Source organism: Lederbergia sp. NSJ-179 (assembly GCF_022867885.1).
Classification (GTDB): domain Bacteria; phylum Bacillota; class Bacilli; order Bacillales; family Bacillaceae_C; genus Lederbergia.
The window spans coordinates 71,538-97,713 of record NZ_JALIFP010000010.1 but is presented as its reverse complement, the minus strand read 5'-3'; the positions used below and the strand labels follow the sequence as shown (position 1 = coordinate 97,713).

Sequence of the window (26,176 nt, the reverse complement as noted above, 5' to 3'; positions counted from 1 at the left end):
ACTCCTTTACTCTTTTACACTTCCTAACACAATTCCTTTCATAAAATACCTTTGTAAAAATGGATAAACCATTAATACCGGTAACGCCCCAAGAAAAACTTGGGCAGACCGAAATGTTCGATTTGATAACTCCTTTAGCAATTCAGCATCTTCCTCTGAAACTACATCCATTTCAAAACCAGTTACAATCGTTTGCAAGTAGGTTTGCAGTGGATAATTAGAAATATCATTCATATAAATCAAGCCATCAAACCAAGAATTCCAATGGAAGACAATCGAAAATAAAAATAGTGTGGCCAATGCGGGGGTCGACAACGGAACATAAATTTTCCATAATAACTTAAAATGACCTGCCCCATCCATAAAAGCGGCTTCTTCCAACTCTTTCGGTATCGCTCTGAAAAAATTAAGTAATAAAACCACACTAAACACTGGAACTGCATTTGGAATAACTAATGCCCAAATGGTATCAAGTAGGCCTGTATTACGAATCATCATATATGTTGGGATTAATCCACCGCTGACAAGCATTGTTACAAAAAAAAGCCAGACATAAAAGGTGCGCATTTTAAATTGGGAGGCCTCTTTGGAAAGCGGATAGGCAACATGGATGATCATTAACATTTGAATCACCGTTCCAAATAAAATTCTTGTTAAAGACACACCCATTGATGTAGTAAATGCTTTTTTACTTAATGCATATTGATAGGAGGCTGTAGTAAATTCTACAGGCCACAGTGTTACAATTCCCTTTACAACAGCTTGGTTAGAACTAAAAGAAATGGCTAAAATATGAATAATGGGAAATAAACATAAGAAGGCCATGATGGCCAAAAATGTGTAATTAAAGCCAACAAAAAGTTTTCTACTTAAGGAAGTATCTTGAACCATATATGTACCTTCTTTCTTTAGAAAATACGATAATTCGCAAATCGATAAGCCACCCAATAAGAAACAGATATCAAAATAAGAGAAACAGAAGACTTTAATAATCCAACAGCTGTAGAAATACTATATTGTGCCTCCAATAGTCCCATTCGATAAACAACTGTATCGATGATATCTCCGCTATGATACACTTGTGGACTATACAAAATTAGAATTTGCTCAAAACCGGCATTTAATATATTTCCAATACTCAATGTGGCTAGTAAGACGATAATCATCCTCATTCCGGGTAATGTAATATGCCATGTCATTTTCCAATGACCTGCCCCATCAATTGCGGCTGCTTCATATAAATTGGGGTTGATACTTGTTAATGCTGCTAAATAGACAATTGTACTATAACCAAATTCCTTCCAAGTATCCGAAATCACCATCGTAAAGGGAAACCAATCATTACTTCCTAAAAAATAAATCGGTTCAACCCCGAAGGTTCCAAGTAAACGATTAATGATCCCTTCGCCAGGTGATAAAATATCGATTAAAATTCCTCCTAGAATCACCCATGAAAGGAAATGAGGTAAGTAAATGAAAGTTTGGACAGTCCTCTTAAAAAACTGCTTGCCAATTTCATTTAGTAAAAGAGCTGTTATAATTGGAGCAACTAAACCCGCAATAATTTTCATAATCGCAATAAAAAAAGTATTCCAGATAACTTGCCATATATCAGGTAAATGAAAGATATATACAAAGTTTTCTAAGCCAACCCAGTCAGACCCAAACATCCCTTTGGTTGGAGTATAATCTTGAAAAGCCATTGAAAGTCCAACCATTGGCCCATAATGGTAAATTAATACAACAATAATGCCCGGAATTAACATAACATGAAGAGCCCAGTTTTTAGATATCTTTTTTTTACTCAAAGCGTAAACCTCCTTACGGGTAAATGTAAAAGGGAGAATAGAGGCCTCTCCCCTTATTGAAAATATCTAGTTTCCTTGCTGCTTGTACCATTCGTTGATTTCTTCCGTAATTTGGTCGCCCCCAAGTTTTTTCCAATTATCTACATATTCATCAAATTTATCTAATGATCCCCCCTTAATAATGTCTGTCATCATTTCTAATTCCATCTTTTCCAAGTTTGCCCCACGTTTAGCCATCGTTTTTGTTGGGGCCGCATAGAATTCATTCATCATAAACTGATCATTATCAATATATTGCTCAAGTACAGGACCAGACCCTTCTGGTCCAAATCCTTGATATTGATCCCACCACTGCATATCTCCATCAAGATAAAGTTTGATTCTTTCGTAAAAATTACGCTGATGTGGGGTTAAGTCATCAAGGTTTTCGTCACCGCTTTCCATCACTTTTGAAATAGCCTTATATATCGCAACATTATTAAAAGGTGTGTACAACTTTGCTGGAGAAAATTGCCAAATGCTTTGATTTTCTCCATCATCTACAAATTCCTTAAACACATCATCATCCGTATTGTAGTAAAAGGTTTCTAGAAAAAAATCCATCATTTTTAATACAGCCTCTGGATGTTCTACCCCTTTTTTCACAACCCAGTATCGATTCCCTTCAATATTTACATTGTGTTGAAGTAGGGTTGGCTTATCATCAATGGAAGGGACAGGATAAGCTTGCCACTCCGCTTCCGGTGTTTGCAATTTAAAGCCTACCGCACTGCGTCCACCAAAAGCCATTCCAATTTTATTTTTTCCGTAATCTTCTGCCACTTTCGCCGAATCTTTCACACCAAACTCAGGGTCAATCTGTCCCTTTTTATACATGTCCTGAAGAGCTTCAAGTGTCTTTTTAAATTCGGGCTGAATATTACTGTAGACCAGATTTCTCGAATCATCTTTGATCCAAATATCATGATAGGCATGAAAACCATTAAATAGTCCTCTTGTCAACATAATTTCTTTATTAACAGCCAATCCATAAGTATCATCTTTGCCATTTCCATCTGGATCTTTCGTTGTAAAGGCTTCCGCAATGTTTAAGACATCATCCATTGTCTTTGGAGCGGATAAATTCAGTTTTTCCATCCAATCTTTGCGAATCCATAATATAGACGCATTCTCTTGCTCTTTTCCCGAGAAAGGAATGGACATAAGTTTCCCATCAATCGTGCCTGCTTTTAAAACGGCTTCTCCCGCTTCATCCATCACATTTTTGACATTCTCAGGTGCGTATTTCTCATATACGTCAGTTAAATCTTCAATTAAATCGGCTTCAGCTAATTGAACAAATTGTTGAGGGCTTACCATAAAAAAATCAGGAATATCGCCAGAATTAATTGCTAAATTAATTTTTTGATCATATTGTTCACCAGGAGCATTCCATTCATTTTTTACCTTGATCCCAAATTCATTTTCTAAATGACGTGTCCACGCATTATCATCTGGAGTATCCCCTTTAGGTAATTGGACAGATGGACCATTCCCAGTCACGGTACTCAGTTCCACAACGGGATCAAATTTATCGGGCATTCCTGCTGAAGGGTTATCCGTTCCTTCTGCCGTTGAATCTGTCGAAACTGACTTATCTTTTTTTCCAGAAACTTTCTCACCTGAACATGCTGATAACACGCCAACTAATAAGAGCAATGCGACAGCCAATAGACTATAAAGCTTTTTTTTACTTTTCATTACCCTTTCCCTCTATTCTTTATTTTTTAGCATAACCGTTGAAAACACTTAAAAGTTTCTATTTATCTTTCTATATCTTTTTATTACAATATGTTAACGCTGTCAATAAAGCACCTATTTAAAGACACGATAAAGACGCAAACTATAGAAAACGATTACTTTAACTCTCGTCAAGAGATAAATTTCTCTTTTTAAATGTTGAATGATGTCTCTCGCAAATTGTTATAAAACCAATAGTTTTATAAATATCTTCGAATCAACAGTTCCTTTAACTTTTCTTGTTTTACACACTGAAAGCTATCAGTTTATCCATATCTACCCAACACCCAATTCCGTAACCGCAAGATAATTCTACATTCCCTCCATCAATTTGGGGTCCGTTCTCAACAGGGTCATCTTCCAAGAACATTGGGCCATTTAGGTCAACTGGTGTATCAATATCCAAGTAGTTAAAAAGATGGGCACTGGCCATTAAACCAAGTGAAGAATCCGTTAATCCTCCACCCAACAATCCAATATTGGCTTCCCTAGCAATCTCTCCACATAATCTCGCTTTCCTTAAGCCTCCCATTTTTGTTGTTTTAATGACAACCAAATCGCATGCTTCCAAACGTAACGCCTGAAGCAAGTTACCCGGTCCCCAAATACTTTCATCCAAAGCAATCGGGATGTTAACTTTACGACGCAATTCGGCATGCCCTTTCAAATCTTCTGCAGGTAAGGGCTGTTCAAATACATCAATCCCGATTTGTTCCATTTTTTTCGAAAGTTGAACGGCTTGAGGTAAATTGTAGCATTGGTTAGCGTCCGTCCGAAAAAAGAGTTCCGGAGCGGCTTCTTTGACAGCTTCCAAAATGGCCGCATCCTGCTTCGGATTCAGACCAATTTTTACATCAACTCCCAAGTATCCTTGTTCCTTAGCATATTTCGCTTTCGCAAAAGCCTTCTCTGGATCACTTGTACTGATAAGGTAAGATAGGTTTATGTTTTTCTTAGGCATCCCTCCCCAAAGACTTGTTAGTGACTGTTTCCTATGCTTTCCAATTAAATCATGCAAAGCCATATCGACCGCAGCTTTGGCGATTGGTTGTCCGATAGCCAACCCTGAAGCAATTTGTCTGTCCATTTTTTTATGAATCTTTTGTAGATCTTCGGCATTTTCCTCTATGAGTATCGGTTTTATATAGTTGTTTAATGTGGTAACAGCGGATTCCAAAGTTTCATAGCTCCAGCGATGACTGGGACGAGCTTCACCCCACCCTTCCTCCTCAGTGTCACTCGTGATTTTCACATATACGTGTGGTGCTCTTTTCTGTTGATCTCCTACCGATCCACCAGCAATATGATAGTCCTGTTTCATGGGAAGTGAGAGTGGATACACTTCTATATCTGAAATTTTCATTTCGTTTTTTCCTTTCTTCCATGTGATAATCCTTTGTATGCTTATCTTATTGTGTCGGAAGACATCAACTTCAAACGAATTGAAGTGAGGTAGCCTACTCAAAAAACACGTCGAAATAGTTCATGAAGATCGTTATCCCGGTACAATACTCTATGTCCATCCAAACGTATCACCCTGTCTCCATCAGCATAAATGCCGTCAACACTTTCCGTATTTACATATTCAATGATTAACTCATGCAACCCTTTCGTTTTTTCCTTAACTAGCTGGACTGCAGGTGTTTTTCTGAGAACATGGCATGCTGCTGTTCTTATTTCTTGACGGACAACTTCTGGAGGTTTCAGCAAAGCAGCATGATGGCCAAATCCCTCTTTAGTTTCATATGTTGTCACATTTGGCAAGAACAATCTAGCTTCCGAACAAGCTTTATCGTCACCGGTTACCATAACAATCGGAACATCATAAAATGAAAAAAGAAGGGCATCTATCCATATTTCACCGACCTCTCGACCGTTTAACCATACCTTTCCCCATGTTTTCGAAGTCATCGTATGATCTCGAACGGCGGCAGCAGTTGACGCCATCGCATGATAACCCATTAATATCCCGATATCGATTTCCTTATTCAGCTTGGGAAATCGGTTCGGTTTGTTTGGAGCTCCCATGACATAACAGGCAGCTGGATGAAGATCATTCAGAATAAAATTAAATCCCGTTCCATGGGCATCTCGAACAATGATATTTTTAGCTCCCGCTTCCAACAATCCTTCAATCAGTTTGTTTACTTCTTGAGTAAGCAAATGCCGTGCCTCAGCGTATTCAGTTGTACCTCTGTTACACTGCTCTCGGACAACGATCCCACCGATCCCCTCCATGTCCACGCTGACATAAACATTCATGCTCCTTTTTCTTCCTTTCTTCTTTCCTTTTTCAGTCGTTCATCCATTGATTTAAATGCTTACGAACAAAACGATCATCATTCAAGTGCGGATAGTCCCTGTAAATCCGATCGATTTCCGTTATTTGTCCTTCCGATAACTTTTCGGCGGGATTTAAACACCATCTGCCCTCTAACAATCCCTGGCGGCGTAGTACTTCATGGATTCCGGGGATACAGCCGGCAAAGTGATTCGGTGCATCAAAGAGAGCTGCGTTGGAGTCTGTTATCTCAGTCCCTAACGATAGGAGATCGGACAGAATTGCCCCGTCTTTTCTTGCTGCTTTTACCCTGCCGAAAAATTCAACAGCTTTTTCCGTCCAAACCGCCCAATGTCCTAATAAACCGCCTACAATTGGCTTTTCAATCTGTTTCCCATCGATATTAAAACGGTAAGTGGTCAATAAATCCGCTATGATATTGTCATCGTTACCGGTAAAGAGGGCAATATCATCCTTTCTGTTTGATTGGCATACCGCTCTGGCAACATCTAATGTTTGATAGCGATTGAAAGGAGCGATTTTGATTGCCATCACGTTGGGAATCTCTGAAAACTCTTTCCAAAATTGATAGCTTAATAGTCGTCCACCGACAGCAGGCTGTAAGTAAAATCCGAATATCGGAATAATCTCCGAGATATGCCTGACATGTTGCAATAATTCTTTTTCTGACTGATCAGAAATCCCTCCCAAACTGACAAGGCCTAGATCGTATTCATATTCTGCCGCAACTTCTGCTTCCTTGATCGCCTGTTCAGTTGGACCACATATTCCCGCAACTTTTACAAACGATTGAGTGTTTCCTGCCCTAGCTACTTCTTCCGCAGCGATACGTAAAACTGGTTCATATAAATCGATTCCTTTTTTTCGAATCTCAAATTGTGTAGTGTGTACCCCGACAGCGATCCCACCTGCCCCAGCAGCCATGTAATAACGGACTAAGGCACGTTGCCTCCTTTTATCCAGCTGTCGTTCGGATGTTAAAGCAAGTGGATGGGCGGGTATAGCGATTCCATCACGTAATGCATGTTGTTTATCCTGAGTCAATGTGTTTGCCATCTTTAAAACGCCCCTTTTCTATCCTGAAAAAGTGTCGGTTTATTTATGGTCACTCCTCCTTCCTTCACCCAATCTGCCGTCCAGTCAATCATCTTCCTTAAGGACACTCTGGGATACCCAAACCATTTGTGTGACTTCGATGCATTGTTCAATAAGGCCGTTTTTTTTTCTTGATTGATGAAAATTGGTTCCTTTTGCAGTAATTCTCCAAATACATTAGCTAGCCATCGAACGGAAACGGTTTCAGGACCCGTAACATTCAACACTACTGGCGGACTACTGCAATACCGTAACGAGCGTAGTGCCATGTCACTAGCATCCCCTTGCCAAATCACATTGACATACCCCATACTTAAATCAATCGGACGGCTGTCTTGTACAGCTTGAGCAACCTCTAGTAAAATCCCATAGCGCAGATCATTCGCATAATTCAATCGGTACATCAACATCGGCGTTTCGTATTTACGAGAGAAATATTCCAATGTTCGTTCACGCCCAAGACAAGACTGGGCATATTCTCCGACAGGTTCGGTCTCACTTTCTTCCGCAGAACCCCCAATGCTTAACGGAGTTAAAGGATAAACATTGCCTGTGGAAAACACAACCATATTTGAGTCTCTGAATCTTTCGGCAATCCTCCCAGGCAAATAAGTATTCATTGCCCAAGTGTAATATTCTTTGCCAGTCGTCCCAAATTTGTGGCCAGCCATATAAATAATATTTTTCACCTTGGGAATTTTCCTTAATTCTGTCTCATCCAGCAAATTAACGCCAATAGTTTCAATCCCCCAATTTTCAAGCTGCTCCCTTAAATTTCCGGAAGAAAAGCGGGATACTCCGACAACCCTTTTATCTATATCTGCCATATCAATCGCCCTTTTAGCCATTCTTGCCAAACTCGGGCCGATCTTCCCACCAACTCCCAGAATCAAAATATCCCCTTCTAGTTCTCTTATTTCACGTATCAAAGCATCAGATGGTTTGGACAATTCTCTTTCTAATTCTTCAACTGTTTTCATGATGACCTCCTTAAATATTCAACAAACACTGAAAATTGACTTTTTAAAGTGTTAAAATTATTATAAAAGTAAGCCCTTTCTAAAGACAAGTCTATAAAGTGTCTTTAAGTAGATGGCTTGGAGTCACTTTTTCGATCGTCAAAAAAAAACGGTGGGAGGGATGATGATGTTCGATAAAGGTACGTTATCGGTTCAATCCGTGATTTCGATTGGTGTAATCGGACAGGAATCCTTGATCGAAAAAACGAAGGAGGCGCTGCAGTCGTTTCCAAATTTCAATCCACTATTCTGTGTCCCGCAATCTGAAGATGAGATTCCAGATTTAGCTCGAAGGCTAACGAATGAAGTTGAAGTGTTGATGTTCTTGGAATACCGCGGGTATAAAAAAACAAAGGACATGCTGGAATTTCATATTCCAGTTCATCACGTTCCACTTATGGGAACGGGATTATACCAATCTTTGTTTCACTTGAAAAATATTTATGGATTAAAATTACTGTCCATCGATACCGTTGATGTAAAATACGCAAAACAGATCCTTTTGGAATTGCAAGAAACCGATTCACAAATCTTTTTCTACGACACTCCTGTCTCATCCACAATTGAGGAAATCGTTGCGTTTCATCTTCAAAATTATCAAGAAAAAAAGACGATAGCCATGACGGGGATACAGGCAGTATCAGATAAATTGACGGAGCAAAATGTCCCGAATGAATGGGTGACACCTACTCATCAAGACTTGATTGTTTCATTGGAGAGAGCGCTTCTTGCCACAGAAACAAGACGTAATAAAGAAGCGCAAATTGTTGTAGGACTCATCAACATTGACGATTTTAGACACGTTGTTGAAAAATATCCATCCGAACATGATGTTCAGCAATTAAAGCTCGACATTCATCGTATGTTATTAGATTACATTAAGCAGCTTGATGGACACTTAATAAATATGGGTGGAGGCGAGTATTTGTTTTTCACAACTCGGGGAATTTTCGAAAGAGAGACAAGAGGTTATAAATTCATCCCTATTCTTCAAGATGCAAAAAAGTCAATCGGGATTACGCTAAGTATTGGGATCGGTTTTGGTCGATCAGCAATTGATGCTGGAACTCATGCAAGATTGGCACTTCGACAATCAAAGGAATCCGGTGGAAACATTTGTTACATTGTAAGGGAAAATCGAAGTGTCATCGGGCCGGTTGATGTGACTACTCCGATGAGATATGAGCTCTATGACTTGTCGATCACGGATTCAAAAATTCTTGACGAAGCTGAAAAAGCAGGTATGTCCGCTTCCTATATGACGAAACTGATGGCCCAGATATCACGATACGGCAAAACGGACTATACCGCCCAGGAGTTGGCTTCGATTTTAGACATTACTGTAAGAAGTGCTCATAGAATATTACTGCAATGGATGGATGCTGAATTGATTGACATTGTCGGAGAGGAGAAGCTTTCATCTAAAGGAAGACCAAGAAGAATTTACCGTTTATCATTTGTGACTGATCAACTAAATAAAATGAATATATACCAAGAGCAAAATAAATGAAGTAAGGAAGGGTGCTTTTTGCCATTCTGGGCTAATTACTAAATGTTTACGTGATTATAAATGATTTTCCTATACCTAATCAATAATAAAATAAATGTTCCGACCAAAAACAGGCGAGAATCGCGTATTTCTTTCTCGCCTGTTAGTTTCGTTTGTATTCAAAGTTGCATTTCTTTCCCAAGTCTTGAAGATTCATAAATGGCTTCAATCAATCGAACTGCCTCTCTTCCTTCCTCTCCTGTTACAGCAGGTTTTCCACTTTGTTGAATCGCTCCTATTAGTTGTTCAATCTGTCTTTGATGATGGATAGTGGAAATACTTGTAGGACTACTAGTTCCTTGCTTCCCCTCCTCCTGATTCGTTAAAACAGGTTGGGGGATGCCTGGTACCGTCCAATGGACAATTTGGCTGCCTTGTAATTGAAAACTTCCTTTTTCACCGTACAAATGTAGGGTTTGTTCAAAACCAGGTTGAATACTGGTAGAAGCCATAATGGTCCCTAATGCTCCATTTTTAAATGTAACCAAGCCTACTCCTAAATCTTCCGCTTCCATTTCGTGCGTTTTTGTTGCCACTTTCCCATAGACCGTTTTAACCTCGCCAGCCATCCAAAGCATAAGGTCAATGGAATGAATCCCTTGATTCATTAAAGCGCCGCCATCTTCAGCGATTGTTCCCCGCCAATCCGCTGAATCGTAATACTCTTGGGTTCGGAAAAAGGGAGTTGTAACCTCCACATATAATAATGGTCCAATGGCTCCTTCCGATAAGACTTTTTTAACCTCCTCGTGTTGCCGTTCAAATCTTCTTTGGGAAACGACGGATAAAATAACATCTTTTTCTTTCGCTGTCTGAATAAGCCGGTTGGCATCTGAACTATTCATGGCCAGCGGTTTTTCAACTAATAAGTGTTTTCCACGTTTTAATACTTCTAAACCAATTTTTGCGTGGCTGCCACTACTAGTTGTTAAACAGATGAGCTCTACTTTTGGATGGTGAAGTAACTTCCGATAATCTGTTGTCCATTCACAATTTTCTTGCTCCCCAATTTGTTGAGCACGCTCTTTCGTTCGGCTTGACACCCCTATTAATTTAGCATTTTCAATATTTTGGATGGCCCTGATATGGAAATCAGCAATGGTCCCACACCCAATTACCGCAACTCCTAAAGGACACATACAAACTCCTCCTCCTTTTATTTAACGATGAAACTGCTTTCACTACCGTATATTGTCATATATTTGAAAAGATTTTGCAATAAGTAATAGACGTCTTATATTTTGTGCTTTTTTACGTATAATTAATACGTTAACACGTTCCTTCACTTTCATTGCCTTTCTTTCCCTCCATCAATGGCCATTATCGGGAAGCTAGAAAAGCAACACTCACATCAACCAAAATTGCTCGATATAGAAAAACCGCTAAAGCTAATCGCTCCGGCGGTTTGTCCTAATTAATACTGTTTCAAATACTGTTCTCGCTCCCACGGGTGGACTTGTGTGCGAAACATATCCCATTCAATTTCTTTTGCTTCAACAAAATTTTCGTAAATATGATTTCCTAAGCCCGCTTTAATAATTTCATCCTGTTTCAATTGCTCTAGAGCTTCATATAAATTAGCCGGTAAATCAATGATACCTTCTTCTTGCCGCTCATTTTTATTCATAATATAAATATTTTTATCCACGGCATGAGGTGGTGTTAATTGATCTTCAATTCCACTTAATCCCGCTTTCAGTAGAACCGCCATCGCTAAATAAGGATTAGCACTTGGGTCCACACTTCTTACCTCAATTCGGGTACTAAGTCCGCGTGAAGAGGGAATTCGAACAAGAGGGCTTCTATTTTGTGCTGACCATGCAATATAACAAGGTGCTTCATACCCTGGAACCAAGCGCTTATATGAGTTGATGGTTGGGTTTGTGATCGCTGTAAAAGCAGGAGCATGCTTAATAATACCAGCTAAGAATTGATACGCTGTTTCACTCATTTGTAATTCACCGTTTTGATTATAGAAGGCATTTTTTCCATCATTAAATAAGGATAAATTAAAATGCATACCAGATCCTGCTACGCCATATAGAGGTTTCGGCATGAAAGTGGCATGAAGACCATGTTTTCTTGCCATTGTTTTTACAACCAATTTGAAGGTTTGAATTTGGTCACAGGCTGTTACAGCATCGGCATATTTAAAATCAATTTCATGCTGGCCAGGTGCTTCCTCATGATGGGAGGCTTCTATTTCAAAGCCCAACTCTTCTAATTCCAATACAATATCCCGTCGACAATTTTCACCAAGGTCAGTTGGAGCAAGGTCAAAATAACCACCATGGTCATTTAATTCCAATGTCGGCTCCCCATTATCATCTAATTTGAATAGAAAGAACTCTGGCTCAGGTCCTAAATTAAAATGAGTGAATCCGAATTTCTCCATTTCTTTTAAAACTCTCTTTAAATTACTGCGTGGATCTCCTGCAAATGGTTCTAGATCGGAATTATAGACATCACAAATCAGTCTGGCTACTTTTCCTTTACTGGCAGACCATGGAAAAACAACCCATGTATCTAAATCAGGATAAAGATACATATCCGATTCTTCAATCCTGACAAAACCTTCAATTGAGGAACCATCAAACATCATCTTGTTGTCCAAAGCCTTCTCCAACTGCGTAATTGGGATTTCTACATTCTTAACCGTTCCTAGAATATCCGTAAATTGCAGCCTGACAAACTTCACATTTTGTTCTTTTGCCAACCGCATAATATCTTCTTCGGTATATCTACCCATACTTATTTAAAAGTCCTCCCGTAAGATCAAAGTTGCATATTCTTTCATTTTTTCATCTACATATGCACTTTAAAATTTTATATGATTTTTTCTAAAAAATACAGTATAAAGTTTTTCCTCTTATCTATATACACTTAATGAATAGCCAATAAACCTTTTTTAATTAATCGATTTAATGCACCGGATACAGCGATCTTTACATGAGCATAGGTTAATCCTCCTTGAATATATACCGTATATGGTGGTCTGATTGGACCATCTGCGGATAATTCAATACTCGCTCCTTGAATAAAAGTACCAGCCGCCATAATCACTTCATCTTCATAGCCGGGCATTTTACTAGGATAAGGTGTTACATAGGAATCCACCGGTGAAGCAAATTGAATTTCTTGGCAAAATTCAATCATCATTTCTTTATCGTCAAATTGGACAGATTGGATAAGATCGGTTCGGGGTGCATTCCATTTTGGTGATGTATGGAGGCCTACTCTTTCTAATAAAGCAGAAGTAAACACCGCCCCTTTCAAGGCTTGCCCGGTAATATGCGGGGCTAAAAAAAATCCTTGGTACATCTCAAGTAAACTATAAAGAGACGCCCCTGCCTCCCGGCCAATTCCAGGAGAAGTCATTCGATAGGAACACATCTCAACGAGTTCCTTTTTCCCAACAATATAGCCACCCGTTTTCACCATTCCGCCACCTGGATTTTTGATAAGTGAACCTGCGATTAAATCAGCGCCTACATGACATGGTTCCAATTCCTCTACAAATTCCCCATAACAATTATCCACAAAGACGATCAGATCTCGTTTTATTTCCTTCACATACTGAATCATCGTTTGAATTTCAGATATTGTGAAGGATGGCCGGTCGCCATACCCTTTGGAGCGTTGGATGCCAACCACTTTTGTATTCGGCTTGATAGCTTTTTGTACAGCTTCAAAATTAACGGAACCGTTATTCGTCAAGTCTATGCAGTTATAGTGAATGCCAAATTCTTTTAATGAACCATTATGAGACCCTCGTAAACCTACCACTTCTTCTAATGTATCATAAGGTTTTCCTGTTATATATAACAACTCATCCCCGGGTCGAAGAACCCCAAATAAGGCAATGGAAATAGCGTGGGTCCCTGATATAATCTGTGGCCGAACTAATCCTGCCTCTCCCCCGAACACATCAGCATAAACAGCCTCCAAAACCTCCCGCCCTATATCTCCGTAACCATAGCCGGTGGAAGCTGCAAAATGGGTTTCACTTACGCGATGTTTCTGAAAACTTTTCAATACACGATATTGATTTGTCTCAATCAATCGGTCAATCTTACTATGGATAGAGAGAATTTGTTCTTCTATCTCATCAATCATTTGAGCTAACAATAAATCCATTCTTTTTCTATACTCCTTTTAAATCCCATATAAATCTAGTGCAGCCTTAACGGGATGCTCCTTTAAGACATATCCTTTGCATTTATAGGATTGTTCTTCTTCAAGAAAAACAAATTCCCGCAAAATCGTATCATTTTTCAAAACAGCTAAAAGCCTTCCTTCATCCGATGGAACGATCACCTGATAGTCATCCATATTTTCAATCGCCATACTCTCAATTTTTTGTTTTAACCGCTGACGATCAGCTTCATTAAAAGCGCTCATAATCAAATATTCACCAGATCGCGGCACAAATTCATGGAAGATCTCATCAGATTTATTATAAACCGTAAGTTGGGGAAGATGGTCCATTTCTAACTCTGTTAATAAGTGTTGAACGGTTTTTTCATGATTTTCATAGTCAGGGTTTGAACTGTCCACTATATGTAGTAAAAGATCTGCATCCCGAACCTCTTCTAAAGTGGAGCGAAATGCGGCAATTAAGGTGGTCGGGATATCCTGAATAAAACCCACTGTATCTGTTAGGATCGCACTATATCCACTAGGTAAAACCAACTTTCGAGTTAGTGGATCAAGGGTCGCAAATAATTGATTCTCCTCAAAAGCTTGGGCAGTGGATAATCTGTTAAACAACGTTGATTTACCGGCATTTGTATAGCCGACAATGGCAATTTGAAAAGCTCGATTGCGCTTTCTCCTTTCACGATAACGCTCACGATGATTCACGACAACTTGTAGTTGATTTTTTATTTCATCAATTCTACGACGAATATGCCGTCTATCTGATTCTAACTTGGTTTCTCCAGGTCCTCTTGTTCCAATTCCACCACCTAAACGCGATAGCAAAATGCCTTGACCTGCTAGTCTTGGCAAAAGATATTGTAGTTGAGCAAGCTCAACCTGTAATTTTCCCTCTTTCGATCTTGCTCGTTGTGCAAAGATATCCAATATTAATTGGGTTCGATCCAGCACTTTCCCCTTCAATTTTTCTTGCAGGTTTCTTTGCTGACTTGGAGATAATTCATCATTAAAAATAATTAAATCCGGTGTCAATTCCTCTTCAAGTTGTTGGAGTTCTTCAAGTTTTCCTTTTCCAATATACGTAGCAGGATGTGGTTTATCTTGTTTTTGCGTCAAAGTGGCTATGGTTTCACCTTGTGCAGTTGAAACTAATGACTCAAGCTCAAACATGGAATATTGAAAATGAAGATCAGAATCAGCAAGCTGACTTCCAACAATAATAACCTTCTCTTTAGTAGGTGTCTGCAAATATCTCCCTCTTTTCGTCTTTTGCCCTATTCACATCATAACAAAAAGCCATTTTAAAAACGAATTTATTCGAACGCTTTTCTCCGTACAGGATCAAAAACCTATGTAAAGTCTATCCAAAGAGAAATTTTAAAAACTGTTCTTACAGCCGAATTTTGGCCATAAGGACAGTCTTTTCCTTTAACTTTGCTTAGAAAAGTTAAAATCCTCACTTATTAAGGTGGTTAACTTATTTTTATCTAAATTGGGTTCACTTAAGAGCCTCATCGCTTGTGTACGGATCGCCTTTTCAATTTGATTTCGGACATAACGACCATTTGAGAAATGCTGACCTCTTATCCCTTTTACATAAAGCAAATGATCCTTCAATTTGGCTTCCGCCTCTTTACTTAAAGTATATTCTTTCTCCCCTAGCATACGATGTCCGATTTCCATTAATTCGTTCGCCGTATAGTCAGAAAAATGAAACACAAGTGGAAAACGAGAATGGAGGCCCGGATTTAAACGGAGAAAATAATCCATTTCTTGCGAATATCCTGCCAAGATTAAAATAAATTCATTTTGTTTGTCTTCCATATGTTTCACTAACGTATCAATCGCTTCTTTTCCAAAATCTTTTTCCCCGCCACGTCCTAATGAATAAGCTTCATCAATAAATAAAATGCCTCCGGCAGACTTCTTGATTAAGTCACGCGTTTTTTGCGCTGTATGACCAATATATTCTCCGACAAGATCTGCCCGTTCTGCTTCAATTAAATGACCTTTAGGTAAAACATCCATTTTGTGAAATAATTTTCCGATTAATCTCGCTACAGTGGTTTTCCCAGTACCTGGATTTCCTTTAAACATCATATGAAGGACTTGCCCGCCTGATTTTAAACCAGCTTCTTCTCGTCTTTTATTAATATAAATCCAGGCATATACTTCCTTCATCATCTTTTTTATTTGGCTCATTCCAACAAGGCTATTCATTTCCTTTTCAATTTCCTTCAATATGGCGTGCTCATGTGATAAAGGTTTTGGTGAAATGCTTTTTTGCAAATCAGGTATCTTTTCTCTATTATTAACATTTAACATAATACTGATCTGTCCATTATTTTTCATTCTTATTGGTTCACTCATCCTCATCACCTCACATTAAAAACAGTATACGCCCAAGGGTTTCATTTTGTGCCCATAATCTTATCTCAAACTGAATCGTATTGTTTCAGTATATTCATGGAAAAGCTTTACAATTACATGGATAAAAGTTCGTATAAAAAAGAAAAAATAAATCCAATAGTAACACCTATAATTGAGGCGCTGGAGCTGGCTCTCAACGCTAGCCAATTTTTATACTTTCTTACCTTTTAAGAAAAGCGCAAGGCGCCCGCCTATCGGCGACAAGCAAATGTTCTGAGACAAGAAAAGTCCGGTTTTGACTTTTATTGTCTCAGGTTATTTGACCTCGAGGGGCTAGGCGCTGGAGCTAGATCCAACACTAGCCAAATTTTATGCTTTCTTACCGTAAAATGAAAGAAGCCGTCCATCGAGGAGATTCTCAATGGACGGTTTCCTACCTTCAAGACTTATTCTTCAAACTTGATTTGAATATTGCGTTGCGGTGAAAATGTAGAAATAGCATGTTTAAATACCAGTTGTTGTTTTCCTTCTGATTCAAATAACACTGTAAAATTATCAAAACCTTTTACATTTCCGCGCAGTTGAAATCCATTTAGTAGGAACAGGGTAACAGGGATGGCTTCCTTGCGAAGCTGATTTAGGAATTGATCTTGAATATTGACAGATGATTTCATAAAAATGGCCTCCTATTTTATCTCTATAATTAATTATTCGATTTTATTTCAAGCTTTCCTGCAATAAAGGCGAGAATTTCAGCTATTTTTTTGCAGTATTCCCTTTCGTCGTCTAAATCAAACCAATGAGCATTCATTTTATTTCTAAACCATGTTAATTGACGTTTGGCATAATTCCGTGAATGTTTTTTCAGTAAAGTAATGGCTTGGTCGTAGGAAATTCTTGCCTCTAAATAATCAAATATTTCTTTATAACCAATGGCTTTCATGGCTTGACATTCAAGATTGACTCCTTTTTTTATTAGATCCCTTACCTCCTCTACCAATCCCTCCTCTATCATTTTGTCAACTCTTTGATCAATTCGATGGTATAACTTCTCTCTCTCCATTGTTAAACCAATTAGAACATCATTATAGAGAGGAATATTTTGTTGACTTTTCTGGAATTCTGTCATTGTTTTGCCTGTACAATAAAAGATCTCCAAAGCCCGAATGACCCTACGGTGATTATTGGGATGAATTTTCTTTGCTGCTTCTGGATCAATCGATCGTAACTGATTGTATAAACCCATCGCCTGACCAGCTTGGACGTACTCCTCCATTTTTTTTCTAAAATCAAAATCAGCAGGAGCATCTGAAAACTGATAATCATACAAAACAGATTGGATATAAAGCCCCGTTCCCCCGACAAGAATAGGAAGATGACCGCGGCGATGAACCTCTTCTATTTTTTTTCTCACGATTTTCTGGAATTCAGCCGCGGAAAAGGACTCACAAGGATCTTTCATGTCTAATAGGTGATGAGGGATGCCTTTCATTTCACTTAGCTTAATTTTTGCTGTCCCGATATCCATCCCTCTATAAATTTGCATGGAATCCCCGCTAATAATTTCGCCACCGAATTGTTTCGCGATTTGTAGGCTTATTTCCGTTTTTCCAACAGCGGTTGGACCGATTACTGAAATCACAGTTCGCTTTTGTTTGTTTGGCAATTTCCTTCACTGCTTTCCTATCCATATCCTTTAGTATATAATATCATACTTTTCCTCTTGTCAAATAGCTATACGTGTAACTTTCTTGTTTACATAATGATATTACTTTTAACTTAAACGCATAAAAAAACATCTGGAAATCCAGATGTTTTTCTTCAAAAGGTAATCATAATTCCGATCGAAATCGCTAACACAAGGATAGCTAAGAATATATAAATCCATGTTAATGATTTAATATTGGTTTTTAAGGATGCCGATTCATACTCATGAGATCTAGCAATCTCTTCTTTTAGTGAATCGCCTTCCATCTCATATTGCTCTTGTTTCGTACTCACTTCTTTTCCCACTAACAGGGTGCCGATTAGGGCAATGATACAAATGAGAATAGCCGCAATAATCATCAAGGCGTACAATCTAATCACCACTCCTAAACATAATGAATGAACAATAATTTCATTTTAACTCATCTTCAAGGATATCTATATATCAATTAAGAACGTTGTATGACAAAAACTTGCCAGGATGTACTGGCGAATGACGCGGGCGGTTTTAGCAGGAGAACCTTTTCCTATTACATAATTCTTTTAAACATTTTTTCTATTTCATACGTTGAAAAATGAATCATAATTGGTCTCCCATGTGGACATGTAAAAGGGTCTTCCGTTTGCCGCAGTTCTTGAAGCAAGGCTTGGATTTCATCCTGGCGCAAAAAATGATTCGCCTTTATTGATCCTTTGCAACTCATCATGATAGCAGCTTCTTCTAATAAAGCTTTAATATCCACTTTTTTCATCGTAAGAAGTTGTTCAATTAAATCTTCAATCGTTTCTTTTTCATATCCTTTTGGGAACCAATTCGGATGAGAGCGAACAATAAAACTATTCATTCCAAAATCCTCTAAAATAATGCCGACCTTTTCTAGTTCTTCTTTATGCTCTTGCACTTTAATATATTCATCTGCCGAAAATTCTAACGGTAATGGAACAAGCAATTCCTGCAGTTCATTTTCAACTTGTCCTACCTTTTCTCTAAAATATTCATACTTGATTCGTTCCTGAGCCGCATGTTGATCAATCATATAAAAGCCATGCTCATTCTGGGCTAAAATATAGGTCCCATGCAATTGGCCAATTGGATACAAGGGCGGTATCCGATCAGTCGATTCCTTTGGTTTCTCCTCTTTAGAAGATGGTTCTGGAGCAACAGGCTCTTTGGCCACAAAACCTTGCAACTCATTGAATTCCTCCGATTGATACGGATTGTTTATTTCTTTAGAAGGAAGGATTTGCTGCTCAAGACCTCTCTTATCCGTTGATATCTCCTTTTTTGGAGTGGGGACAAGAGGCTTGTTTGGCTTGCTATCTTCTAAAACAAAAGTGGTTTGCTCCGTTTTCTGTTCGCTTCTATTTTTTGTCATATTTCCTGCTGGTATTAACGATTGTTGTTGAAATGCCTTTTTTATGCAGGTAGATATCAACTGGTGAAGCTCCATTTCTTTGCTAAGACGAACCGTCATTTTAGCTGGATGAACATTGACATCCACTAATAAAGGATCCATTTCAATCGACAGTAAAACAATCGGGTAACGATTGATCGGTAATAAAGTGTGGTATCCATCCATAATGGCATTCACTAAGGAGTAATTCTTAATAAAACGCCCATTCACCATCGTCGATATATAATTTCGGGAAGCACGAGTCATTTCCGGCAGCGAAACCCAACCTGTTAATGTAAAATCGAGGGATTGCGCTTCAATAGGAATCATCTTTCTTGCTATATTCATCCCGTAAATAGCGGCCAATACCTGCCTGATATCACCACTTCCATTTGTTTGTAATAACACTCTTTCATGATGACGAAGTCGAAATGAAATTTCTGGATGTGCGAGAGCCAATCGATTCACAATATCGGAAATATGACCAATTTCAGTATGAATGGTTTTCATATATTTTAAGCGGGCAGGTGTGTTAAAAAATAAATCAGAAACAATAAGATCTGTTCCGACCCGAGCCGATGACTTCTCTTGACTGACTAATTTTCCAGCTTCTAAACAAATCTTCGTTCCGGGCTTTCCTGCTTTTGCCGAAACGAGTTCAATCATTGATACGGATGCGATACTTGGAAGAGCCTCCCCCCTGAATCCTAATGTTCGAATTCGAAAAAGGTCATTTTCATTTTTTATTTTACTTGTAGCATGTCGTTTGAAAGCGCGCAGGATATCTTCTTCGGCAATGCCATCTCCATTATCTAACACGCGAATTTTACCTAGACCGGCTTCCTCCACATCAATTTCAATAATGGTGCTATTCGCATCAATCGCATTTTCGACCAATTCTTTTACAACAGAGGCAGGACGTTCCACCACCTCTCCTGCAGCTATTTTATTCGAAAGAATATCATCCAATTCAATGATCTCAGGCATGTCCATCCCACCTAGCTTTCACTTAAATTATTTAAGTTGCTTCTTTATCTCATAGAGTATATTCATCGCTTGCATTGGCGTTAATTCTAATATATCAATCCGACGGATTTTCTCCAAAACTTTCTGGTCTGATTTCCGAAAATGATTCTCTTTAGGCTGGTCAAAAAAGGTAAGCTGTTCCTGAATGTTAACATTCTCTTGTTCGATGGCCGCTGCTGTTTCCAATTCTGTATGATGCGCTGTTTTTTCTAGTTCAGCCAAAACTTCATTGGCACGCTGAATAAGACTTGCTGGAAGTTCTGCTAATTCGGCTACATGAATCCCATAACTCCGATCGGCTGCTCCATCCTTTACCTTATGGAGAAATACTAACTTCCCTTGTTGCTCCATTGCACTTACATGTATATTGCTTAATTTTGGTAAATTTTCTTCTAATGCCGTTAATTCATGATAATGGGTTGAGAAAAGGGTTTTCGCTCCTATATGTTCATGAATATATTCAATAATGGCTTGAGCTAATGCCATGCCGTCATAAGTAGATGTACCGCGTCCGATTTCATCAAATAAAATTAAACTATTATTGGTTGCATGAATAAGCGCATTTTTGGCTTCAAGCATTTCAACCATAAAGGTACTTTGTCCCGATATTAAGTCATCCGCCGCTCCAATGCGTGTAAAGATTTGATCAAAAATAGGAATCTCAATCGTTTCCGCAGGAACAAAACAGCCCATTTGAGCCATAACAGAGATTAAAGCGATTTGTCTCATATAAGTACTTTTACCAGACATATTTGGTCCCGTAATGAGAAGCATTTCCCTCTGATCACTCATGTAACAATCATTCGGTACATAACTGTTCGAATCCATTACCTTTTCGACGACCGGATGTCGACCATCCTTTATAACAATTCTTCGTTTGGAATTGAAGGTCGGACGCTTATAATGACGCTCTTCACTAATAGTAGCAAAGCATTGAAAAACATCCAGCATACTGATGATTTTCGCCGTTTGCTGAATTCTCTTTATATAGGATTGGACAGACTCTCTAATATGAAGAAATAATTCATATTCTAGTTCTATACTTTTTTCCTCTGCTTGCAGGATTAAGGCTTCCTTCTCTTTTAATTCGGGCGTGATATATCTTTCAGAGTTGGCTAATGTTTGTTTTCGTTCATAACGTGGGTCCTGAAGAAGATGGATATTCGCTCTTGTGACTTCAATATAATAACCAAACACCCGATTAAACCCAACTTTTAATGATTTTATTCCTGTTTTCTCCCGCTCATCCTTCTCCAATTGCGCAATCCAGTGTTTCCCATTCCTACTTGCATCTCGATACTGATCTAGTTCTTGGTGAAACCCGTCTTTAATAAGGTTACCTTCTTTTACAGAAATTGGAGGATTGTCGACAATGGCCTCGTCTAAAAGTGTGACTAATTCCTCACAAGGATCAAGTTGGTCCGCTAATTGTTTGGCAAAATCTTGTTCTAGCTGTTCGGTTAATTGTTTAATAGCCGGGATTTGCCTTAAGGATTTCTTCAATTGGATAAAGTCTCGAGCATTGGCATTACCGAATGCCACCCTGCCAGAAAGCCGTTCTAAATCATAGACCCCTGTCAATTTCTCGCGCATATCCTCCCGCTCGAAATAATGATCGAGTAAAGTTTCAACCATATCTAAACGTTGCATAATTTTGCTTTCATCAATGAGGGGGCGATCTATCCATTGTCTTAATAGTCGGCCTCCCATTGCTGTAACCGTTTCATCCAATAACCATAATAGTGTTCCCTTATTGTTTTTTCCTCGTATAGACTCCGAAATTTCGAGATTTCGTTTAGAAAAATAATCAATTTTCATATAATGATTCAGTTCATATTCAGTAAATGGTTGTAGATGATGCAGACTTCGTTTTTGAGACCTTTTTAAATAGTGTAAGAGTCTTTGTGCAGTCTTTTTTAATTTTTCCTTATGAAGCTGCTTAACCATTTCGGTAAATTCCTGAATAAGATCCACTTCATTTTCAAATGAGATGACCGCGTTACAACGTGTCTGAATGATTTTTATTTCATCAGGATCAAAACTCGGATCTACAACAATTTCCTTGGCACCTAGCGATACTATTTCATTTAATAATCTTTCCATAGAATCTTCTAGAAGCAGGGCTTTACTTTCTCCCGTTGACAAATCTGTGTAAGCAATGGCATACCCTTGTTCTTTATAAAATGAAACAGAGGCAATATAGTTATTTTCTTTGTCAGGCAAGCCTTTTTCATCCATGACCGTCCCAGGGGTAATTAATTGAATGACCTCTCGTTTTACTACACCTTTCGCTTGCTTTGGATCTTCCGTTTGTTCGCAAATCGCTACTTTATAGCCTTTATCAATGAGTTGTTCAATATAACCTGAGGCGGCGTGATAAGGAACACCGCACATAGGGATTTTCTCTTCACCTCCACCATCTCTACTCGTTAATGTGATTTCCAAAACCTGGGATGCCTTTAACGCATCTTCAAAAAACATTTCATAAAAATCTCCTAAACGAAAAAACAAAAAGGCATCCTGATATTCTGCCTTTATTTTTAAATATTGCTGTATCATCGGAGTATATTGAGCCATATGTACCGATTTCCTTTCTCTGAAAAACTATGTCGATTCTAGTATAACATATCAAGTAATATTCAATCACTAACATGAATCCTCAATCTTATCGTAAAAAATGTCTTTTTGTCAGGTGAATGCAAAGACTTGCAATAAGAAAAAACCGGGAAATGAGCTCCCGGCTTAATCATTTTCTTCATCCGCTGTCAGAAAATCAGGATTAATGTCTTCTAGTTCACTGTCTGATAATTCTTCATGTAAATCATACTCATCATCGTCTGAACATTTATCATAATGAACTTCGACACAAACTTTTGTTTCACCAATGACATCGACCTGAAATTCTCTTTCCGTTGTCACAAGAATTTTGTTCCCTTTTTTGGAAATAACGGCTTCGACGCAATTAGGCTGTTGTAAAACATTTGCTAACACTTGTCGGTCATCCATGCAATCAGGATCTCTGTAATGAAGCTTGAGTATATCTTTGTAATCTACCCTCTCAGTTGCAACAGATGTTTTGGTGTTATCATGGTGGGAATACCAAACATTGATATCAAAAGAACCGCTGACCTCGACTTCTTTTTTGCCGACTTTACGCGCTTCATATTTATGATTGATAATCCAGCAGCCTAAAATGCTCGAAGGATGATGCGGCGGGGTAATGGTGTAATTGGCTTTCGTAAATTTACGCCCCTTCGCAACGACCGCTTTTGTAATAATTTCTCTGTAATCTGCCATTCGAGCGAACCTCCTCATTCATTTTCCCTTCATCCTATGCATTTACCTAGATGATTGTGCTCATTTCCTAAGACCATAACTTTTTTGCGCCTAAGATATGGTATGTTGGAAATGGAAAATGTTGAGAAAGGTGCGGAGGCCCACAGGATGTTGGTCAGAACGGCGTTGCGCCAGGACGGCGCAAAATTAGCCGTTCATCCATTAAACGGGCGATTGCGCTTTTGTTCAAAGGTAAGAAAGTATAAAAATTGGCTAATGTTTGGATCTAGCTCCAGGCGCCATCGGCTCGAGGTCAAATAACCTGAGACAATAAAAGTCAAGACCGGACTTTTCTTGTCTCAGAACATTTGCTTGTCGACGATTACGGGCGCCTTGCGCTTTTCTTAAAAGGTAAGAAAGTATAAAAATTGGCTAATGTTTGGATCTAGCTCCAGCGCCCAGCCCCTCGAGGTCAAATAACCCTGAACCTATGAAGGGAAAGATCGCCCTTCCTAGGTTCAGGAACATTTGCTTGTCGGGGCTGAACAAGGCGCTTGCGCTTTTCTTATTTAACAGCTTGATGGGCTGTTTTTAATTTTGGACCCCGTTTCTCCCGTCAATAAATTGCCGCCAGTCGAAAGTAATATTTCATCTGTTACTTTATTGGAGATGGCAGAGGAAACCATTTGCAGCAAATCATTCACATCAACTTGTGATTGTTTAAACTCTTGAACGATTGGAATCTCATCTAACTCTTCTTCTAATTTCTCCAGCTTTTTTTCAACTAGTTGCAAGGCGTTTTCTTTCCCATAATGTTGAAAATTAACGGCTTGTTTTTGTAAACTTTTAATACTTGCAATCATTTCACGAACTTTTTGATTTTCATTAATTTGTGCTTCAGCTCGTTTAAAAAAATCAACTTCCTCTGTGTTCGCAATCATCGTTGCCAGCTCATGTGCTTGCTGTATAATATCGTCTTTTGTATATTTTTTCATACTAGATCACCTCAACCGCTTCTTGTACATCGACCATTTCTCCATTTAGTGTCCATGTTTTCGCTTCGGTAATTTTAACTTGAACCAAATGGCCAATCGCAGATTTTGGTCCTTTGAAGTTAACTAATTTATTTTTTCTTGTATATCCGGAAAGCACTTCAGGATTATTTTTACTTTCCCCTTCTACTAATACTTCAACAATTTGGCCTTTATGGGCTTCCATGGCTTTTCGTGAGAAGTCATTAACTAATGCATTTAAGCGTTGGAGCCGCTCTTTCTTCACTTCCATGGAGACATTATCCTTCATTTTGGCTGCAGGAGTGCCTTCTCTTGCTGAATATATAAAAGTATAGGCTGTTTCAAAACCGACTTCACGATAAAGGGACATCGTTTCCTCAAACTGTTCATCTGTCTCATTGGGAAAGCCAACAATGATATCGGTTGAAAGAGATACATCCGGTATGGCTTTTTTTATTTTTCTTACAAGTTCTAAAAATTGTTCTCTTGTATACTTACGTCCCATTATTTTCAGCATCGCACTGGAACCTGATTGCACTGGTAAATGAATATGTTCAACAAGATTTCCTTTATGGGCTAATACTTCAATTAAATGATCATCAAAATCGCGTGGATGACTTGTCGTAAAACGAATGCGTGGGATGTTTATTTTTCGTAGATCGTCCATTAAATCGCCAAAGTGATAATCGATATCATCAAAATCTTTCCCATATGCATTTACATTCTGTCCAAGTAAAGTGATTTCTTGATAACCATGGGCAGCTAATTGACGCACCTCTTGAATGATATCCTCTGGGCGTCTACTTCTTTCTTTCCCTCTTGTATAAGGAACAATGCAGTAGGTACAGAATTTATCACAACCATACATGATATTCACCCATGCCCTTATTTTGCCTGCCCGGACTTTCGGAAGGTTTTCAATGACATCCCCTTCTTTTGACCATACTTCCACAACCATCTCCTTAGACATATAAGCCTCATGCAATATTTCAGGAAGACGGTGGATATTATGGGTGCCAAAAATCATATCGACAAAAGGATGCTTTTCCAATATTCTGTTGACGACTGATTCTTGTTGGGCCATACAACCACAAACACCTAATAAAAGTTCCGGTTTTTCCATTTTCAAATGCTTTAAATGCCCTAATTCACCGAATACCTTATTTTCCGCATTTTCTCTGATGGCACAAGTGTTCATTAAAATCACATCGGCATCTTCAACCGTTTCGGTTGCTTGATATCCGAGCCCCATGAAAATACCAGCCATAACCTCTGTATCATGTTCATTCATTTGACAGCCATAAGTACGAATATAGAATTTACGGCCATTTCCCATTTCTTTAAAACGTTCATCTATGTCAAAATCATCATGATATTTAATGTCTTCCTTTCCTCTCCGTCTTGCATCTTTAAGAGATGGCGGCATATAGACAGTTTGGAAATACTTGCTATAATCCTTTTCTTCCTTATTCTTTGGACTCTGAACTTGTTGACTTTCTAAACGTTGCTTCTCGTTCATGAAAATCCCCTTTCTAACTTTATCCTTACGTCTCATTTACTTGTAAAAATACGCATAAAACTTTGCATTCATTCTACTAGTGGTGTTCAAAAATTTTTACCGGACTTTTTGAACATCCTCTACTAGTATATAGGCTTTTATTTTCGAATACAACAATAGCC

At 38.6% G+C, this 26,176-nt stretch carries 21 protein-coding genes; 1 reads left to right on the top strand and 20 read right to left on the bottom strand.

The window, feature by feature from the left end; genetic code table 11:
• Window positions 1-6 precede the first annotated feature (6 nt).
• The 7 genes from MUB24_RS09995 to MUB24_RS09965 all read right to left on the bottom strand — a co-directional run bounded on the left by MUB24_RS09995 (window position 7) and on the right by MUB24_RS09965 (window position 7,964).
• Window positions 7-891: a carbohydrate ABC transporter permease gene (locus tag MUB24_RS09995; RefSeq protein ID WP_244703616.1), complete on the bottom strand. Its 885-nt coding sequence runs from the start codon at window positions 889-891 to the stop codon at window positions 7-9.
• A gap of 17 nt (window positions 892-908) precedes the next feature.
• Window positions 909-1,766 (bottom strand): ABC transporter permease, encoded by an 858-nt coding sequence (locus MUB24_RS09990; RefSeq protein WP_244703712.1) that lies wholly within the window; start codon window positions 1,764-1,766, stop codon window positions 909-911.
• A gap of 108 nt (window positions 1,767-1,874) precedes the next feature.
• Entirely contained in the window at window positions 1,875-3,548 is a 1,674-nt protein-coding gene (locus MUB24_RS09985; RefSeq protein ID WP_244703614.1) for an extracellular solute-binding protein, read from the bottom strand.
• Window positions 3,549-3,831: 283 nt separating this feature from the next.
• Complete coding sequence (locus MUB24_RS09980) at window positions 3,832-4,950, bottom strand: mandelate racemase/muconate lactonizing enzyme family protein (protein WP_244703611.1); 1,119 nt, start codon at window positions 4,948-4,950, stop codon at window positions 3,832-3,834.
• 98 nt (window positions 4,951-5,048) lie between these two features.
• Window positions 5,049-5,849, bottom strand: a complete 801-nt coding sequence (locus MUB24_RS09975; RefSeq protein ID WP_244703610.1) for a M55 family metallopeptidase — start codon at window positions 5,847-5,849, stop codon at window positions 5,049-5,051.
• Window positions 5,850-5,880: 31 nt separating this feature from the next.
• A complete protein-coding gene (locus MUB24_RS09970; RefSeq protein ID WP_244703607.1) occupies window positions 5,881-6,945 on the bottom strand; it encodes a dihydrodipicolinate synthase family protein in 1,065 nt (354 codons plus the stop codon).
• Between the two features lie 2 nt (window positions 6,946-6,947).
• Entirely contained in the window at window positions 6,948-7,964 is a 1,017-nt protein-coding gene (locus MUB24_RS09965) for an NAD-dependent epimerase/dehydratase family protein (protein ID WP_244703605.1), read from the bottom strand.
• 166 nt (window positions 7,965-8,130) lie between these two features.
• Between MUB24_RS09965 and MUB24_RS09960 the strand changes: the two genes are divergently transcribed.
• A complete protein-coding gene (locus tag MUB24_RS09960) occupies window positions 8,131-9,513 on the top strand; it encodes a GGDEF domain-containing protein (RefSeq protein WP_244703602.1) in 1,383 nt (460 codons plus the stop codon).
• A gap of 158 nt (window positions 9,514-9,671) precedes the next feature.
• Here the strand turns inward: MUB24_RS09960 and MUB24_RS09955 are convergent, their stop codons facing one another.
• The 13 genes from MUB24_RS09955 to miaB all read right to left on the bottom strand — a co-directional run bounded on the left by MUB24_RS09955 (window position 9,672) and on the right by miaB (window position 26,015).
• Window positions 9,672-10,691, bottom strand: coding sequence for a Gfo/Idh/MocA family protein (locus MUB24_RS09955; RefSeq protein WP_244703599.1), 1,020 nt, complete (start codon window positions 10,689-10,691; stop codon window positions 9,672-9,674).
• Between the two features lie 275 nt (window positions 10,692-10,966).
• Window positions 10,967-12,301 (bottom strand): type I glutamate--ammonia ligase, encoded by a 1,335-nt coding sequence (glnA, locus tag MUB24_RS09950; protein ID WP_244703597.1) that lies wholly within the window; start codon window positions 12,299-12,301, stop codon window positions 10,967-10,969.
• Between the two features lie 134 nt (window positions 12,302-12,435).
• The gene (locus tag MUB24_RS09945) at window positions 12,436-13,689 is read right to left on the bottom strand and encodes a methionine gamma-lyase family protein (RefSeq protein WP_244703595.1); all 1,254 of its coding nucleotides are present in this window, start codon (window positions 13,687-13,689) and stop codon (window positions 12,436-12,438) included.
• 18 nt (window positions 13,690-13,707) lie between these two features.
• On the bottom strand, window positions 13,708-14,958 hold the full coding sequence (gene hflX, locus MUB24_RS09940) for a GTPase HflX (RefSeq protein ID WP_244703592.1): 1,251 nt from the start codon (window positions 14,956-14,958) through the stop codon (window positions 13,708-13,710).
• A gap of 180 nt (window positions 14,959-15,138) precedes the next feature.
• The gene (gene spoVK / locus MUB24_RS09935) at window positions 15,139-16,080 is read right to left on the bottom strand and encodes a stage V sporulation protein K (RefSeq protein WP_244703590.1); all 942 of its coding nucleotides are present in this window, start codon (window positions 16,078-16,080) and stop codon (window positions 15,139-15,141) included.
• Between the two features lie 446 nt (window positions 16,081-16,526).
• On the bottom strand, window positions 16,527-16,754 hold the full coding sequence (hfq, locus tag MUB24_RS09930; RefSeq protein WP_244703588.1) for an RNA chaperone Hfq: 228 nt from the start codon (window positions 16,752-16,754) through the stop codon (window positions 16,527-16,529).
• 29 nt (window positions 16,755-16,783) lie between these two features.
• Window positions 16,784-17,746 (bottom strand): tRNA (adenosine(37)-N6)-dimethylallyltransferase MiaA, encoded by a 963-nt coding sequence (miaA, locus tag MUB24_RS09925; RefSeq protein WP_244703587.1) that lies wholly within the window; start codon window positions 17,744-17,746, stop codon window positions 16,784-16,786.
• 155 nt (window positions 17,747-17,901) lie between these two features.
• On the bottom strand, window positions 17,902-18,159 hold the full coding sequence (locus tag MUB24_RS09920) for a hypothetical protein (RefSeq protein WP_280516945.1): 258 nt from the start codon (window positions 18,157-18,159) through the stop codon (window positions 17,902-17,904).
• A 158-nt stretch (window positions 18,160-18,317) separates the two neighbouring features.
• Window positions 18,318-20,168 (bottom strand): DNA mismatch repair endonuclease MutL, encoded by a 1,851-nt coding sequence (gene mutL / locus MUB24_RS09915; protein ID WP_244703583.1) that lies wholly within the window; start codon window positions 20,166-20,168, stop codon window positions 18,318-18,320.
• A 27-nt stretch (window positions 20,169-20,195) separates the two neighbouring features.
• Entirely contained in the window at window positions 20,196-22,784 is a 2,589-nt protein-coding gene (mutS, locus tag MUB24_RS09910; protein WP_244703580.1) for a DNA mismatch repair protein MutS, read from the bottom strand.
• 165 nt (window positions 22,785-22,949) lie between these two features.
• Entirely contained in the window at window positions 22,950-23,504 is a 555-nt protein-coding gene (locus MUB24_RS09905; protein WP_244703578.1) for an outer spore coat protein CotE, read from the bottom strand.
• Window positions 23,505-24,052: 548 nt separating this feature from the next.
• Window positions 24,053-24,478 carry a YlbF/YmcA family competence regulator gene (locus tag MUB24_RS09900; protein WP_244703575.1) on the bottom strand — a complete coding sequence of 142 codons (426 nt, stop codon included), beginning with the start codon at window positions 24,476-24,478 and terminating at the stop codon, window positions 24,053-24,055.
• Between the two features lies 1 nt (window position 24,479).
• On the bottom strand, window positions 24,480-26,015 hold the full coding sequence (gene miaB, locus MUB24_RS09895; RefSeq protein ID WP_244703572.1) for a tRNA (N6-isopentenyl adenosine(37)-C2)-methylthiotransferase MiaB: 1,536 nt from the start codon (window positions 26,013-26,015) through the stop codon (window positions 24,480-24,482).
• Between the last annotated feature and the right edge of the window lie 161 nt (window positions 26,016-26,176).

Coding starts and splice junctions, on each gene's coding strand:
- MUB24_RS09975 (WP_244703610.1), bottom strand. CDS start 5,849: ATGAATGTTTATGTCAGCGTGGACATGGAGGGGATCGGTGGGATCGTT.
- MUB24_RS09945 (WP_244703595.1), bottom strand. CDS start 13,689: ATGGATTTATTGTTAGCTCAAATGATTGATGAGATAGAAGAACAAATT.
- MUB24_RS09905 (WP_244703578.1), bottom strand. CDS start 23,504: ATGGCAGATTACAGAGAAATTATTACAAAAGCGGTCGTTGCGAAGGGG.
- miaB (WP_244703572.1), bottom strand. CDS start 26,015: ATGAACGAGAAGCAACGTTTAGAAAGTCAACAAGTTCAGAGTCCAAAG.
- MUB24_RS09960 (WP_244703602.1), top strand. CDS start 8,131: ATGTTCGATAAAGGTACGTTATCGGTTCAATCCGTGATTTCGATTGGT.
- MUB24_RS09965 (WP_244703605.1), bottom strand. CDS start 7,964: ATGAAAACAGTTGAAGAATTAGAAAGAGAATTGTCCAAACCATCTGAT.
- mutS (WP_244703580.1), bottom strand. CDS start 22,784: ATGGCTCAATATACTCCGATGATACAGCAATATTTAAAAATAAAGGCA.
- glnA (WP_244703597.1), bottom strand. CDS start 12,301: ATGGGTAGATATACCGAAGAAGATATTATGCGGTTGGCAAAAGAACAA.
- spoVK (WP_244703590.1), bottom strand. CDS start 16,080: ATGAGTGAACCAATAAGAATGAAAAATAATGGACAGATCAGTATTATG.
- MUB24_RS09980 (WP_244703611.1), bottom strand. CDS start 4,950: ATGAAAATTTCAGATATAGAAGTGTATCCACTCTCACTTCCCATGAAA.
- MUB24_RS09990 (WP_244703712.1), bottom strand. CDS start 1,766: ATGTTAATTCCGGGCATTATTGTTGTATTAATTTACCATTATGGGCCA.
- MUB24_RS09995 (WP_244703616.1), bottom strand. CDS start 891: ATGGTTCAAGATACTTCCTTAAGTAGAAAACTTTTTGTTGGCTTTAAT.
- MUB24_RS09985 (WP_244703614.1), bottom strand. CDS start 3,548: ATGAAAAGTAAAAAAAAGCTTTATAGTCTATTGGCTGTCGCATTGCTC.
- hfq (WP_244703588.1), bottom strand. CDS start 16,754: ATGAAATCATCTGTCAATATTCAAGATCAATTCCTAAATCAGCTTCGC.
- mutL (WP_244703583.1), bottom strand. CDS start 20,168: ATGCCTGAGATCATTGAATTGGATGATATTCTTTCGAATAAAATAGCT.
- MUB24_RS09900 (WP_244703575.1), bottom strand. CDS start 24,478: ATGAAAAAATATACAAAAGACGATATTATACAGCAAGCACATGAGCTG.
- MUB24_RS09955 (WP_244703599.1), bottom strand. CDS start 10,691: ATGTGTCCTTTAGGAGTTGCGGTAATTGGGTGTGGGACCATTGCTGAT.
- MUB24_RS09970 (WP_244703607.1), bottom strand. CDS start 6,945: ATGGCAAACACATTGACTCAGGATAAACAACATGCATTACGTGATGGA.